Source organism: Paenibacillus sp. FSL R5-0517, assembly GCF_037974355.1.
Lineage (GTDB): Bacteria > Bacillota > Bacilli > Paenibacillales > Paenibacillaceae > Paenibacillus.
Window position 1 is genome coordinate 2,930,095 of the sequence record NZ_CP150235.1, and the last position, 16,177, is coordinate 2,946,271.

At 47.3% G+C, this 16,177-nt stretch carries 11 protein-coding genes; 7 read left to right on the plus strand and 4 right to left on the minus strand.

From position 1 onward, the window contains the following. Nucleotides 1-3 precede the first annotated feature (3 nt). Entirely contained in the window at nucleotides 4-612 is a 609-nt protein-coding gene (locus MKX40_RS13280; RefSeq protein ID WP_339242195.1) for a DUF1349 domain-containing protein, read from the plus strand. Between the two features lie 219 nt (nucleotides 613-831). Here the strand turns inward: MKX40_RS13280 and MKX40_RS13285 are convergent, their stop codons facing one another. Beyond that, nucleotides 832-1,305: an SET domain-containing protein gene (locus MKX40_RS13285; RefSeq protein ID WP_339242197.1), complete on the minus strand. Its 474-nt coding sequence runs from the start codon at nucleotides 1,303-1,305 to the stop codon at nucleotides 832-834. Between the two features lie 197 nt (nucleotides 1,306-1,502). Here MKX40_RS13285 and MKX40_RS13290 point away from each other — a divergent pair, with 197 nt between their 5' ends. Further along, a complete protein-coding gene (locus MKX40_RS13290; protein ID WP_253434780.1) occupies nucleotides 1,503-3,059 on the plus strand; it encodes an ABC-F family ATP-binding cassette domain-containing protein in 1,557 nt (518 codons plus the stop codon). Between the two features lie 450 nt (nucleotides 3,060-3,509). Beyond that, entirely contained in the window at nucleotides 3,510-8,735 is a 5,226-nt protein-coding gene (locus tag MKX40_RS13295) for an S-layer homology domain-containing protein (protein ID WP_339242199.1), read from the plus strand. 169 nt (nucleotides 8,736-8,904) lie between these two features. On the opposite strand, the gene MKX40_RS13300 is transcribed toward MKX40_RS13295, so the two are convergent. Beyond that, complete coding sequence (locus tag MKX40_RS13300; protein WP_339242200.1) at nucleotides 8,905-9,465, minus strand: NAD(P)H oxidoreductase; 561 nt, start codon at nucleotides 9,463-9,465, stop codon at nucleotides 8,905-8,907. A 175-nt stretch (nucleotides 9,466-9,640) separates the two neighbouring features. Between MKX40_RS13300 and MKX40_RS13305 the strand changes: the two genes are divergently transcribed. From MKX40_RS13305 to MKX40_RS13320, 4 genes are all read left to right on the plus strand, one after another. Beyond that, a complete protein-coding gene (locus MKX40_RS13305) occupies nucleotides 9,641-10,030 on the plus strand; it encodes a winged helix-turn-helix transcriptional regulator (protein WP_339242202.1) in 390 nt (129 codons plus the stop codon). Nucleotides 10,031-10,248: 218 nt separating this feature from the next. Next, a complete protein-coding gene (locus MKX40_RS13310; RefSeq protein ID WP_339242204.1) occupies nucleotides 10,249-12,084 on the plus strand; it encodes an assimilatory sulfite reductase (NADPH) flavoprotein subunit in 1,836 nt (611 codons plus the stop codon). A 56-nt stretch (nucleotides 12,085-12,140) separates the two neighbouring features. Next, nucleotides 12,141-13,862: an assimilatory sulfite reductase (NADPH) hemoprotein subunit gene (gene cysI, locus MKX40_RS13315; protein ID WP_339242206.1), complete on the plus strand. Its 1,722-nt coding sequence runs from the start codon at nucleotides 12,141-12,143 to the stop codon at nucleotides 13,860-13,862. Between the two features lie 278 nt (nucleotides 13,863-14,140). Next, the gene (locus tag MKX40_RS13320) at nucleotides 14,141-14,860 is read left to right on the plus strand and encodes a YebC/PmpR family DNA-binding transcriptional regulator (protein ID WP_249911804.1); all 720 of its coding nucleotides are present in this window, start codon (nucleotides 14,141-14,143) and stop codon (nucleotides 14,858-14,860) included. 85 nt (nucleotides 14,861-14,945) lie between these two features. Here MKX40_RS13320 and MKX40_RS13325 read toward each other — a convergent pair whose 3' ends face one another. Beyond that, nucleotides 14,946-15,452 (minus strand): DMT family transporter, encoded by a 507-nt coding sequence (locus tag MKX40_RS13325; RefSeq protein ID WP_339242208.1) that lies wholly within the window; start codon nucleotides 15,450-15,452, stop codon nucleotides 14,946-14,948. Between the two features lie 14 nt (nucleotides 15,453-15,466). Then, a complete protein-coding gene (locus MKX40_RS13330) occupies nucleotides 15,467-16,165 on the minus strand; it encodes a helix-turn-helix domain-containing protein (protein WP_339242209.1) in 699 nt (232 codons plus the stop codon). Nucleotides 16,166-16,177 lie beyond the last annotated feature (12 nt).

Here is a 16,177-nt window from a genome sequence, read left to right on the forward strand (position 1 = left end):
ACGATGTCATCGGATTTTGTAGGACTTCTTGAAGGCAAGTGGACGAAGGAACCCGTTGCCGCACGGATGGATGGGGATCGTTTCGTTGTGGAAGCTCGGGAAGGCAGTGACTTCTGGGAGGAAACATTCTATGGGTTCTGTCATCGGGATGGACACGCCATACTTGCTCCATGGGACGGAACGGAAGCGATTGAGGTATCTTTTGATCTAAGTTCATTCACCGAATTATATGATCAGGCGGGGTTGATGTTATGGCACGGAGAAGATCAATGGATCAAGGCCGGAGTTGAGGTTAATGACGGTGTTGCTCATGTTGGAGCTGTCGTGACGGATACATATTCGGATTGGTCCCTATCTCCTGTACCTGAGTGGGGTGGACGAATTGTGACGATCAGAGCCTCGTACAGTAATGAGGCTGTTGTCATTCGGGCTCGTACAGATGAGCATCCTTGGCGTACGATTCGCGTTGCACGGTTTGCCTATCCGACGAATAAACACGCAGGCCCATTTCTGTGTTCACCGAAGCGTGCAGGGTTCGAGGTAGCCTTTACCAAATGGAGATCCACTCCACCCGATACTGATCTGCACACAGATCCTCCGATTACGGATTAAAACAAGTTAAGATGCACGCTAAACAATGATATTTGAGCAAGTATATCTCGCTTACCAAGAAATACAACACAAATAAGCAAGTCTTCCGTTCACGGAGGGCTTGCTTATTTTCGTGCTTAAACTTTGCACCCTGAAGAGTATTCCAGGTGTTCATTTTACAATTCACCGGGGGCGCAAGTTTTTTCGCATTTACAACGACAGAACTTTTGAGTTTAACGTTTATTTACTCGTATCCGTATCCTGGGATTGGGGGTTGGTCTCTTTTTCACCCTCATCATCATTGGACTTATTGAACTCCAGCATACGCTCCTCGTAATCGTCCAGGAACCATAACGGGTCCATGCTGTCTTCCTCACCGTTGTAATTGATGACGATTTCTTCGCCAGCCTTGATGTCTGTATACGCGTAGAAGTCAAAGGTGTGGTTATCAAAATTGATATCATAGGTAGCGTTAGGTTCATAGGAGTGGTTGATCAGACTGCCGTAGCCGAGCAGAATGGCGGTATGATTCGCCCCATATTCGAATACGTAATCTTCCAAAATCGTTTTTTCGACATGCTCATGATCTTCATTCGGGTAAGGCACGACGGGTGCCTGATGGATCAGCGTTCCTTTCGCAATATCAACGGTAGCAAAGACCCCGCGGTTAAACTCACCACCATCACCCAACTTGGATTGTTTCACTTCAATCATATTTTTCACCTGATGCTCTTTGAAGAGCTCCGTTCTATATAGTAATAATTCGTTAAGGCAAAATTTTAACCCATCCTTTCATATAAGGCAAATTTCAGACAAAAAGGTGCAATATTTTTGAATAGGGCGTTGAGTTGTGCAGGATATAACGCTTATAATATACAAAGAATTAAGTCTATATAGAAAAGGTGTCATGAATGAGCATATTAAATGTAGAAAAATTAAGTCACGGTTTTGGTGACCGTGCTATCTTTAACGACGTTTCATTCCGCCTGTTGAAGGGCGAACATATTGGTCTGATCGGGGCTAATGGTGAAGGTAAATCCACCTTCATGAACATTATTACAGGAAAGCTTCAGCCAGATGAAGGCAAAGTGGAGTGGTCCAAACGGATGCGTGTTGGTTATTTGGACCAGCATGCTGTATTGAACAAAGGCCAATCCATCCGTGACGTGCTTCGCGGCGCGTTCCAGTATTTGTTCGACATGGAACAGGAAATGAATGATATGTATGGCAAAATGGGCGATGTAACTCCCGAGGAGCTTGAACAACTTCTTGAAGACGTGGGCACGATCCAGGATACACTGACTAACCAGGATTTCTACATGATCGATGCCAAGGTGGATGAAACCGCACGTGGTCTGGGTCTGACGGATATCGGTCTGGATAAAGACGTCAATGACCTGAGTGGTGGACAACGTACCAAAGTACTGCTTGCCAAGCTGCTGCTGGAAAAACCGGATATTCTGCTCCTTGATGAGCCTACGAACTATCTGGATGAATTGCATATCGAATGGCTGAAACGCTATTTGCAGGAATATGAGAATGCTTTTATTCTGATCTCACACGATATTCCGTTCCTGAACAGTGTTATCAACTTGATCTACCACATGGAGAATCAGGATCTGACCCGTTATGTGGGCGATTATGATCACTTCCAGGAAGTGCATGAGATGAGAAAACAGCAGCTGGAGTCGGCTTACAAACGCCAACAACAAGAAATTGCTGACCTCAAGGATTTTGTAGCTCGGAACAAAGCAAGTGTGGCAACCCGTAACATGGCAATGTCCAGACAGAAGAAACTCGACAAGATGGAAGTCATCGAGATTGCCAAGGAAAAACCGAAACCACAGTTCAACTTCCGTGATGCAAGAACGTCTGGCAAGCTCATTTTCGAAACCAAAGGTCTTGTGATTGGTTATAACGAACCGTTGTCCAGACCACTGGATCTGCGTATGGAACGGGGACAGAAGATTGCCCTCGTTGGTGCAAACGGAATCGGTAAAACAACCTTGATGCGCAGTATTCTGGGTGAAATTCAGGCTCTGGAAGGAACCGTTCAACGCGGTGAACATCTGGAGATTGGTTACTTCCAACAAGAGATGAAGGATGCCAACTACAATACGTGTATTGAAGAGATCTGGCAGGAGTTCCCTTCATATACCCAATTCGAAGTGCGTGCTGCACTTGCAAAATGTGGTTTGACAACAAAACACATTGAGAGCAAGGTAGCTGTACTCAGTGGTGGCGAGAAAGCCAAAGTGCGTCTCTGTAAGTTGATCAATAACGAAACCAACCTGCTTGTACTCGATGAGCCGACGAACCATCTGGACGTTGATGCCAAGGAAGAGTTGAAACGTGCGCTCAAGGCTTACAAAGGCAGTATTCTTCTGATTTCCCACGAACCGGAATTCTACCGTGATGTAGTTACAGAGACGTGGAACTGTGAGTCATGGACAACGAAAGTATTCTAAATAAAGGTTGTTCAAAAGTCACGCACTAATAATACGAGAGAGCTTGCGAACAAGCTCGAACGGTGAGAAAAGGCGCGAATTTTGCTTGCAAAACAGGCAGAACTCGCGCTTTTTTTTGCTTGGTTTTAACGAAAAATGTTGGTGCCCAATTCACAGTTGACAGCTTGAATAAGGCAATAATATAATTCAAGAAAGCGATTACATTTATATATTAGAAACCTGTTTCACTGCATAGGGGCGAAGAAGACACGGTATTCCGTATGGGTACCATTTTGCACTTAGAAGGGAAGACGGGTCTTTTTTTACTCTTCAATGAAACCGGTTTCATTAAAATAAGGAGGTGGACCCTGCTTTTGTACTGACCGCCGGTTCCAGAGGATAGGCTGAGCAACAACATCGCGTCTTTAAGAACCATGCTTTCATCTTTCACGCCAAAGGAGAGAATGAACATTGGATAAACTCAGAAAACCCATGATATTCATGTTATCTGCAACACTTGCGCTGTCTTCCGGACCGTTGATGCTACCAAGTAAAGCGTATGCTGATCTGGGGAGTATACCCGCCACGTTGCTGCAGGACGATTTTTCGGATGGGGATTACACGGAATCACCTGCTTGGAACGTAAGTTCAGGCAACTGGGAAGTGATCGCGGACCCGACAGATGCGTCGAACTTCACACTTTTCCAGAGCGATACCAATGAAGGCATCATCTCTACTGGAGAATCCATGTCGGACATGACCGTGTCCATGCGCTTTTACACGGGGAACGGTCAAGGATATCCGGGAATATTGCCGCGGTTTCAGGATAAGAGCAACTTTTACTATTTTCAAATGCAGGTTCCCAATAATAAGCTCGTTTTCTCAAAAAGGGTGAATGGATCAGATACCACTTTGAAAACGGTGGACTATGCATTTGCCAAGAATACATGGTATACCCTCAAAGTGGTGTTATCAGGTACAACCATTCGAGGGTATATCGCCGAAAACGGCTCCGATCGATTGATATTCGATCTGGTCGATCCTACATACGGTTCAGGTACCGTGGGCATTCGGAATAAGTGGCAATCGGTACATGCAGATGACGTGATCATTGCCGATCGACCGCCGGAGAACAATACTCAGCTCTCTATTGCAGAGCAGACGGCGTCTTCGGTTTCCCTGCAATGGTCTGAACTCGTGGGTGCATCAGGCTATCGACTGTACCGTTCCAACACGCCTGAAGGGGGCTATTCCCTGGTAACCAACACCGGAACTTTGGGACACACAGATGAAGGATTAAGCGGGGATACGGTCTACTATTACAAACTCGCCTATGAATACGGAGGTCTGACTGAGTCCTTGTGGTCCTCGCCGTTGGAAGTACGAACTTCAGCGACCGCCCCTCAGGCTCCGAGCGAATTGAAGGCCGAAGCACTCAACGCAACGAGCGTGAAGTTATTATGGTCGGCCGTAGACAAGTCAACGGGTTACCGTGTGGTTCGGGCCGAAGCTGGCAGTGAGCAATACGAGCAGATCTATGAAGGGAAGGGGCTCACTTATACAGATCAGGAACTCGAGCCTGGCACCAGCTACAACTATCGTGTAACAGCCTTCAATGCAGCTGGGGAGTCAGCCTTCACTGTTGCAGAAGCCACGACGTACTCCATTGACTCTCCTACAGATTTTGCTGCAACAGCTGTTACGGATACATCCATCTCTCTGGGGTGGAATGCTCTTACTGGATCTGATGTAACGTATACGCTCTCCAGGTCTACCAGTGCTGCGGGTACGTATCAGCAGGTATATAGTGGGAATGAAAGTACGTTTAACGATAGTGGTCTGACGATGGGCACAGGATATTTTTACATCATCCAGGCGACCGTGGACGGCGTAACTTCTCCAGCATCCGCGCCGTTGGGTGTTGCCACAGTTCGCACAAGCATTACACCAGGGCAATTGTGGCCAGGTCTGGACGGTCAACCGATTGATGCGCATGGGGCTGGCTTTTTCTACGATGAACAGACGGAGACCTATTACTGGTATGGTGAATATCATAAGGGCGGCTGGCCAGCTGTTGGGGTGCGTGTGTATTCCTCCAAGGATCTGATGAACTGGACAGATGAGGGCATGGCTCTATCGACACTTCAATCCATGGATGATTTTGACCATGACCCGTTGATCTCCAAATTGTATGCGGGGCGTGAGGACCGCGTGGATATCTGGGCAGATATTCGCAAAGGACGGATCATTGAACGACCGAAGGTCATCTACAACGACAAAACAAAGAAATACGTGATGTGGGCTCACATGGACGGTGACAAGGACCCGTATAACGATAATGCGAACTACGGTAAGGCGCGGGCCGGTTATGCGATCAGTGACTCTCCAACAGGGCCTTTTGTGTATCAGAAGAGTTACCGGATGGACAGAGCTCCGGAAGGGGAGAAAGATTACTTCCCAAGCGATAAGGGCATGGCACGTGACATGACGTTGTTCAAGGATGATGATGGTACCGGTTATCTAATCTACTCGAGCGAAGAAAACCTGACACTCTATATCTCCAAACTGAATGAAGACTACAGTGACGTAACTGGGTGGCATAAGGAAGGACGAACGGATGACAAAGGTAATCCGGTTCGTGACTCGACCTATCAGGCTGAATATGGCGTAGATTACGTGCGTGTGTTCCCTGGAGGGCAACGCGAAGCACCAGCGATGTTTAAGTATCAGGGGAAATATTATATTTTGACTTCCGGAGCTTCCGGATGGGCCCCTAACGAAAACAAAGTGACGGTGGCGGATAACATTTTTGGCCCGTGGTCAACGCAGACCAATCCGTTCGTGCGCACGTTGCCGAGTGATCCCGATCCAGGCAAGGCTTTCGGCACACAGACCACATCCGTCATTCCGGTCGATCCGGAAAAAGGCAAATTCATTTACGTTGGGGATACGTGGAATGGTGGCAATTTCTCGAATGATGCTGCAAAATACGTGTTCTTGCCCATTGAGTTTGGAATAGGCTCCGACATTGCGATCAAGTGGTATAACAGTTGGACACCGGATCTGCTGAATTCGATGGGCAAGGTGGATATCGCTGATCCGTTGCCGGAAGCCGTGGCGCTTGGCAAAGTACCATCTCTTCCAACGACATTGAACGTTCGCGACGGTGGTGAACTGGTGTCAACGCCAGCAGTGTGGACGATTGATAACCGGGCCATGACGGCAGAAGATTTTGCTAAGCCAGGACCCCTCACGTTACAGGTAACGACACCGGAATATAACAACAAAAAGCAGGCGGTTCGTGTAAACGTCATTCCAGAGAATGCCCTATATTTTGTGAACAGCGGAGGGTACGAAACGACTGATTACAATCTTATGGGTGCGTATATGAAAGGAACACTGGCCAACCCGGGAACGGCAGACCAGATGTACGCTCCGGCAGAGGGTCGCAATTGGGGATACACCAGCGCAGACGCACTGTCATCCGGCTCTAATGGCGGAGATATTTTCTCGACCGTACGTTATCTAAACGGGGGCAATGTCAGCAATTCTCCAAAAGGCACAGACTTAACCTACAGATTTGATGTACCGAATGGAACATATGATGTGTACGCGGGATTCAACGATCCGTGGACGAATGCATCGCGCAGAGCCAATTTCATCATCAATGGCACGAATACCGGGGCTGTTACGTTTACGCCTGCCAGTGTTAGAGCACACAAAGGCATCATTGTGTCGGACAACAAACTGGAGTTAACCGTGCGCAATACGGCATCACAGGACCCGATGATTAGTTGGATAATGATCGTTCAGCCAGATGCTATGCCACCTGTTAATGACAGTGCTGGTCTCAATGCGGATGCGGTGGATTCAACGAGTGCAACGCTTCATTGGGATGCTCATCTTGGAGCAGCAAGCTACAAGCTCTACCGCTCAGATCGTGAGCAAGGTGAGTACAAGGTGGTCTATAGCGGCAATGGACGGGAGTACACGGACAGTGAACTGAACCCTGGCACGGAGTATTATTACAAAGTGGAAGCTTTGGATGCGACAGGGCAATCCGTGAGAGGTGTATCTTCCATATACCAGGTGCATACGGCTCAGCAGACTGCTGCCGATGTAGCTACAGGCATTACAGCACTGGAACAACCTTCAGTAGGTGCGAAAAAAATGAAGTTGCCATCCGTGCCGCAAGGTTTCACAGTGAAGATCGCTTCAAGTTCGTTACCGTCCGTCATTCAGACGGATGGAACGATTGTCCCACCTTCTAAGGAAACAACAGTAATACTGGAGTTGGAAATCACTCGAATTTCTGACGACACAAGAGCCCTGACTGTACCTTTGACGGTGAAGGTGCCTGCATCTGTTTCTTCCCCAGGAGGATCGGACCCTGGTTCGGGTAGCAACCCGGGCGGCAATTCCGGTGGAAATTCAGGAAGTAGTTCAGGTTCAAGCAACAATGGCGGACAATCAGAAGGTGTTAGCCCAGGTGCAGGAAATGCTGCACCACAACCTAAACCGGAGAAAGACCGTTCTGTTCTGGAGTTGCAGGCACAGCCTGACCAGAAAGGTGTAGTGCAGTCCAACGTGGATGCTTCAACGATCAAAGATGCTTTCGAAGTTGCCCCTGTAACAGATGTGGGTAAGCGCTTGGTCGAACTTCGGTTGAAGCCGGTTTCGGGAGCAACAGCATATGAAGTATCTCTGCCTGCCTCTGCGTTGATAGATCAGGGTGAGTCCCACGTGTTCAACATGGTTACAGAGCTGGGCATGTTGGAACTTCCCGCGTCACTGTTAACGAAGGACATCGTTGGTGATGGAATGGCATCCATCCGATTGGTCAGAACAGAGTTACCAAAAACAGTGGCAGATCAGCTTGGCACGCAATATGGAGTCCAGCTTGAGCTTCAACTGGATGGTCAACCATGGCCATTGCAAAGCGGATTCAAACTTCATCTGCCTTTCCCATCTTCTCAAAATGTTCAGCAGGATCGGATTGTTGCATTTGTCATTGGCGAGAACGGTGTGGCAAGTCCATTGCCGCAAAGTTACTACGATCCAAACAGCGGGCAGCTTGTATTTTCCGTAACGTCACTCACAGGAAATTATGCTGTTGTGTCTGTGGAGCAGGCATTCGCAGATATTGCAGAAGTGCAGTGGTCCAAGAAAGCGATGGAGGCATTGGCAGTCCGAGGTGTGATTGATGCCGAAGCAAGTGGGGATTCCACCCGGTTGCATCCAAAACAGGAGATGACTCGCGGTCAATACATGCAATGGTTGATGACTGCGCTCGGCTTGAATGCTTCTTCCGGGAATGCGTTTACGGATGTAAACGAAAAGGCTCCATACTACGAAGCAGTTACAGCTGCGCGTTCACTAGGTATCACCAGTGGTACTGGTGACGGGCGCTTCCTGCCAGAGTCCACGATCACTCGTCAGGAGATGATGACGTTGACAGTTAGAGCACTTGCAGCCGCTGGTCTGGTTGACGCCGAGACAGCTGCAACGGATAAACTGACTCGTTTCCGCGATGCTTCCGAGATTCGCTCTTATGCCCGGGATAGTGTGGCCTTACTTGTGGATCTGGGCATCGCTCATGGGTACAACGGTGAGGTGAAACCACTTGATGAAGCGACACGAGCTGAATCGGCTGCGCTGCTATATGCGATGATGAGCAAATTGGTATGGAATAAGTAAGGTTACACCAGAATCGTAGTGTATGAAAAAGAAGGCTTACTTTGACCTGGGACCAGGTTGGAGTAAGCCTTCTTGATTATGCGCCTGCCATGGGGAGAGTTGGTTACTCAACGAACGAGTTACTTCCTATCCTTTTGCAGTTGTTAGTTGTACTATCAGTGAAGAACTATTAATTGTAGTGTTTACCAATTTGATAGGCTTGTTCCAGCAAACCTGCGATATGTTCTTTGGATTCTGAAATCGTTTCATAGAGAAATTCGACTCGGGATTCCTGCATTCTTGCATAACCCGCGATCCCGTTATTCAGATAATTGGAAATCATGTTGTAATAGTCGTATTTATGGAATGAAGCCTCCGTTCCCCCGGCTAGTGCAATCCACAGTGCTTTTTTGGAGTTTGCCTTGTTGAACAGCCCCATATTCCATACCTTGTCCAGATAAGCTTTGAGCATGGAGGGAACGTTATACCACCAGATCGGGAAAACAAATACAATGGCATCAGCCGCAAGCACACGATCCAGCTCTTTGCGAATTACAGGGGCATGCTGTTTATCGGGATTTTGCCAGTCTCGCTCATCTTCTACACCATATAATGGATCGAATCCGTCATGATAGAGATCGAGGATATCAATTTCATGGGAATTCTCCTGCATACCTTCTATAAAACGATTCATTACGGCAAATGTTAGGGAATCCTGTCTTGGGTGAGTAACGACCAGTTTAACTTTCATGTAGGAGTAACCATCCTTTTTTCTTTTTTTTGGTTAAACATTCTGACCAATGTTATTATAAGTTTCATGACATCTTATTGAGAAGTACGCACCTTCGAGTGCTGTAGAAACCTTGAGGTTCTTCGGTTACTTTTAATAATGGATATACATATATGTGAATTATGGGGGAGTACAAGTGGAACAAGAAATGAAAAAATATGAGAGTGGTGTGCAGGCGATGCTGGAACTGGTCGGTGGAAAATGGAGGATTCTTATCCTGCATCAACTGATATCAGGTAAAAAACGAACCAGTGAACTTCGCAGGGCCATTCCTGGCATTACCCAGAAGGTCCTTACCCAGCAGCTTCGTGATTTGGAAAAGAATGAAATCATCCATCGAATTATTCATCCTGAGATTCCGCCCAAGGTAGAGTATGAGCTGACCGAATATGGCCTGACACTACAGGACATCATTGATCGCATATGTATGTGGGGAGAAAATCATTTGGACAGAGTATACGGAGATAAAAGCAGCGTGCTGGGAGATCATTTTAGGGACTATATTCCACTTTCAACTTCAACTTGAGCTGACCGTCCAATGAAAAATAAATCAAAACCTTCCTTGATCTCAAAAGGAGGGTATTTGTTGTTTTTTGTCCTTTATCAGTGAAACTGATAAATGCTATAAAATCATTGAAATTGACCCTCAACACCCGGTGTGTTAGGTTTTAAAGAGAAGAAATTAAATTAATATGATAATTTTAGTCGGAATTAAAATCGAAGCAATGCGCGAGGTGGCAAACAGTGGAACTTCAAGTGACAAATAGCCCTTTTAATCAAGAACAAGTTGAACTGCTTAATCGTCTTATTCCTACATTGACCGATGGACAACGGACTTGGTTGAGCGGATATATTGCAGCAATTCAGGCAAGCGCAACAATAGCGGTTCCAGCGAACCTGGTACAGGCTGCACCAACTACAGGTGTCGCACCTGAAAGTGCTACGCCAGTATCCCGCGAAGTTACCGTGCTCTTCGGTTCACAAACCGGGAATTCCAGCGGCCTATCGAAGAAGCTGGCCAAGAAACTTGAAGAGCAAGGTCTTCAGGTAACGTTGTCATCGATGGGAGATTTCAAACCGAACGGACTCAAGAAAATTGAAAATCTCCTCATCATCGTCAGTACGCATGGCGAGGGAGAACCGCCGGATAATGCGATTCCCCTGCATGAATTCCTGAACAGCAAACGGGCTCCGAAGCTCAAAGGGCTTCGCTACTCGGTGTTGGCTCTTGGAGATACCTCTTATGAGTTCTTTTGTCAGACAGGTAAGGACTTCGATACACGATTGCAGGAGTTGGGTGGTACAGCACTTGTACCGCGTGTAGACTGTGATGTTGATTTTGATGAACCGGCTGCGGAGTGGATGAATGAAGTGCTGGCTTCCTTAAGTAGCACATCTGCTGCTGCGAGCACGGTAACTACTGAGGCTGTTACAGCTGCATTGAGCGGCGGGCAATCCGAATATGATCGCACGAATCCGTTCAAGGCTGAAGTATTGGAGAATCTCAATCTGAATGGCAGAGGATCAGACCGTGAAACACGCCATATTGAATTGTCCTTGGAAGGCTCCAGCCTAGATTACGAGCCTGGTGACAGCCTTGGGGTATTCCCTGAGAATCACCCGCGCCTTGTCGATGAATTAATTGCAGCTATGGGATGGAATGCCGATGAGCGCGTGACCGTGAATAAAAACGGGGATCAGGCATCTGTGTACGAAGCGTTGCTGCGTTATTTTGAGATTACAGCGGTAACGAAACCGGTCGTGGAACAACTTGCGAAACTGAATCCGGGGAGTGGCTTGACTGCGTTACTCGCAGATGATTCCGAATTCCGTACAGTCATGAATAGCTGTGATCTGTTGGATCTGGTTCATGATTATGATCTGAAAGGTATTCCTGCTGCAGAATTTGTAGCTGTACTTCGCAAAATTCCGGCACGTCTGTATTCGATAGCGAGTAGTTCGAAATCTTTCCCGGATGAAGTTCATCTTACTGTTCGTACGGTTCGTTATGAAGCGCGTGGCAGAGAACGTTACGGTGTATGCTCGGTACATCTGGCTGAACGAATCGAAGCTGGCGACACCCTGCCTGTATATATACAGCATAACCCGAATTTCAAGCTTCCTGAGAACCCGGATACGCCGATCATTATGGTTGGCCCAGGTACAGGCGTAGCACCGTTCAGATCCTTCCTTGGTGAGCGTGAAGAAACAGGCGCAGAAGGCAAGACATGGCTGTTCTACGGAGATCAACATTTCTCCACCGACTTCTTGTACCAGACGGAATGGCAGCGTTGGCTCAAAGATGGTGTGCTCACGAAGATGGATGTAGCCTTCTCACGTGATACGGAACAGAAGGTGTATGTACAACATCGTATGTTGGAACACAGCAAAGAATTGTACCAGTGGCTTCAGGAAGGTGCGAGCGTATATATCTGTGGTGATGAGAAAAAAATGGCACATGATGTGCATGCTGCGCTCACCACGATTCTTGAACAAGAAGGTGGATTATCACCTGAGCAGGCATCGGAATATCTGACACGGTTGCAGCAGGAGAAACGTTATCAGCGGGACGTCTATTAATTATTACCGGCTTAGCCGGATTGCACCATCCCGCAGAGACGAGAGGAGAAAGCAGCATGGTTTATAATAACTTACTTAACCCACAGCGCACGAATAGCGATGTGGAAGATATAAAGATCAAAAGTGATTACTTGCGTGGAAGCCTGACCGAAACGTTGGCTGATCGCATCACGGGTGCAATTCCAGAGGACGACAATCGTCTGATGAAACACCACGGCAGTTATATGCAGGATGATCGTGACCTGCGTAATGAGCGTCACAAATCCAAGCTGGAACCTGCATACCAATTCATGTTGCGTGTACGTGCTTCCGGTGGGATTGTAACCCCGGAGCAGTGGTTGATGATGGACAGAGTGGCACATAAATATGCGAATCAGACCATTCGTCTGACCACACGTCAGTCTTTCCAACTGCATGGTGTACTGAAGTGGGATCTTAAGAACACCATTCGTGAAGTGAACGATTCGTTGCTAAGCACACTGGCTGCGTGCGGTGACGTAAACCGTAACGTGATGTGTAACCCGAATCCGAATCAATCCGATGTGCATGCTGAAGTGTATGAGTGGGCATGTCAAGTAAGTAATCATTTGGACCCTCGCACGCGGGCTTATCATGAGCTGTGGCTGGACGGCGAGAAAGTGATTGATTCGCAGGACTCTGACGAAGAAGTTGAACCAATCTATGGCAAAGTGTATTTGCCTCGTAAGTTCAAGATCGGTATTGCTGTACCACCATCCAATGATGTGGATGTTTATTCACAGGATCTTGGCTTTATTGCTATTGTGGAGAACGGGAAGCTGCAAGGATTCAACGTTTCCGTTGGCGGCGGGATGGGCATGTCTCATGGTGATGCCAAAACCTATCCTCAGGTGTCCAAAGTCATTGGTTTCTGTACTCCAGAGCAAATGATTGATGTTGCAGAGAAAACAGTTATGATTCAGCGTGATTATGGAGATCGTGCAGTTCGTAAACATGCTCGTTTCAAATATACGCTGGATGATCGCGGTGTGGAATGGTTTGTCGAAGAGCTGACCAGCCGTCTGGGATGGAAACTGGATGCGGCACGTCCATATCATTTTGAGTCAAACGGAGATCGATATGGTTGGGTAAAAGGCAATAATGGTAGATGGCACTACACGCTGTTCATTCAGAATGGTCGTGTCAAGGATGTGGATGGATATCCTCTCATGACGGGTTTACGTGAGATTGCCAAAGTGCATACGGGTGATTTCCGTCTGACTGCCAATCAAAATCTGATCATCGGTAACATTAGCAGCCAGAAGAAGAAAAAGATTGAAGCGCTGATTCAGCAATACAATCTGACGGATGGAGCACATTACTCTGCGCTGCGCAGAAGTTCGATGGCTTGTGTTGCGCTTCCAACCTGCGGCCTTGCGATGGCTGAGTCCGAACGTTACCTGCCGTCTCTGATCGACAAACTGGAGCCAGTACTGGACGAAGCCGGGCTGAGAGACGAAGAGATTGTCATTCGCATGACGGGCTGCCCGAACGGATGTGCAAGACCGATGCTGGCGGAGATTTCATTTATCGGTAAAGCACCTGGGAAATACAACATGTATCTCGGTGGCAGCTTCACTGGACATCGCCTGAATAAACTTTACAAAGAAAACATTGGCGAAACCGAGATTCTGGACACGTTGACACCAATGGTGAACCAATATGCCAGAGAGCGCAATGAAGGTGAACATTTCGGTGACTTTGTCATTCGTGCAGGCTATGTTCCTGAAGTCTTGGATGGTCGACAATTTCACGCTTAATGGACCGGGTAAGATGAACTGAAATTAGGACTGACTAGGGCGGAAGCATTCCTTTATGGGGTGCTTCTTGTCTGTTATATATGGAGATAATAGAGGTAACGTTAGTTACTGCTGAGAGATTTATGAGAGAAAAAACTGTGGCCAAACTTCAAGTGGAGATGGATAATCACCGCAGTTATTCCCATTATTTCGTGTGTATTAACTTGTTGAAGTACGCTCAACAAGATATAATGGCATAGTAGAAAGCAGATTACATGTTGAAAGTGAGCGGAAACGATATGGGTCGTAAGTGGAATAATATCAAGGAAAAAAAAGCTTCAAAAGATGCAAATACGAGCCGGGTCTACGCTAAATTCGGCGTTGAGATCTATGTAGCTGCTAAGAAGGGCGAACCGGACCCGGAAGCGAACCGTGCACTGAAAGTCGTGCTGGAACGTGCCAAAACGTATAATGTACCCAAAGCCATTATTGATCGTGCGATGGAAAAAGCAAAAGGCAGCGGGGATGAGAACTATGAAGAGTTGCGTTATGAAGGCTTCGGACCGAATGGTGCGATGGTCATCGTGGATGCACTTACCAACAACGTAAATCGTACAGCGCCGGAAGTACGCTCTGCGTTTAACAAAAACGCCGGAAACATGGGTGTCAGCGGTTCTGTTGCTTACATGTTTGATCCTACAGCGGTTATCGGTATAGAAGGCAAAAACTCCGAGGAAGTACTTGAACTTCTGCTTGAAGCAGACGTAGATGTACGTGATATCGTGGACGAGGATGATGCTGTCATCGTATATGCAGAACCGGATCAATTCCATGCTGTACAAGAAGCATTCAAAGCAGCCGGTATTACGGAGTTCACCGTAGCCGAGCTGACGATGCTTGCACAGAACCATATTGAACTTCCAGAGGATGCACAAGCTCAGTTCGAGAAACTGATCGATGCGCTCGAAGACCTTGAAGATGTTCAACAGGTGTACCACAACGTAGAGTTCGCAGAGTAAGCAAGCTGCACGATACGTGGTTTGATTGCATAAAAAGAGTGTCTGACCAATCTCCGGGATTGGACGGACACTCTTTTTAGTTATTTTAAGAGTTGGATTGCAGGGAGCCGGGCGACTTGTCAGATGTATCTGACGGATCTGATTTTTCCGAGTTCCGCCCACCGAATTTAAACAACACAATTCCGCCGACAATGACAAGCACACCGAGCAGTTGATTCCACGAGAAAGGAATTTGCTCCAGACCGAGCCACCCCATGGAGTCAAACAAAAGGGCGAAGCTAAGTTGGGACGTCAGCACGATCGAGATGGCATACGTGGGGCCAAGCAGCTTCATACCTTGTACGAGACAGAAGACGACACCAACGCCGATGGCTCCACTGAGCCAATACCACGGTTGCATATGCTGAAAGCTGAATGTATTCTTGCCCTCCACGAGCAGAGAGATGAGGAACGAGGCAATGAATCCGGTGAAAAGCACCAACGTTGTTGTGGACCATGAACCGGTGCGTTCATTGACTTTGCTATTAAATATGGTTTGCAGACTGACAAGCGCTCCTGCCAAGAGCGCAAGCGAAATCCCTGTAATTAACATGGTTGTCGAACTCCTTACTCATAAATATTGTGACCTGCTATTTCGCGCAGACCCGCACGGTTTTTAATCATAATCAATCCCTGATGTCGTTCAATCAATCCGTCTGCACAGAGCTTTTGGATGACCCTGTTCAGGTGTCGGTAACTGGTGCCGATCAGATTCGCAATGTCGGTCAGATTGAACGCGTCCAGATCTTCATGAACGACGCTACCAGCTTCTTCCGTCGAGATGGAGAGCAGGTAGCTGGCTAGCCGAACCTCAACGGGATACATCAGGTTGAAGTTGGAGAAGTTCGAATCAATATAGAACTTGTGTGAGATGATTTTGAGCAAAAATTTAAGTAAAGGTGCATAATCGCCGGCAAGCTCAGCGAGCCATTGATAATGAATCCGAAGCATCACCACAGGTGACACGGCCTGAACTGTGTTGACAATATCACTTTCACGGACATATTCAATGTCACCGACGACTTCAAGCGGTGTCTTGAAGCAAAGCACGAGTGTTTTGTCCTGAGCGGAGGTGGTGAAGATCTTGATTTTACCCTCGACCAACACGTATAAATATTCGGAGGCTTCCCCTTCACGACAGATCAATTCACACTTCTCGAAGTGACATAATGTCATATGGGGACGCAGGGGCTCGTGAAATACCTTTTCGAGTTGATATTGCTTCAGATAATGTATTAATTGTTGCTCATCATGAATCTCTTCCACGCTCTTGTTCAC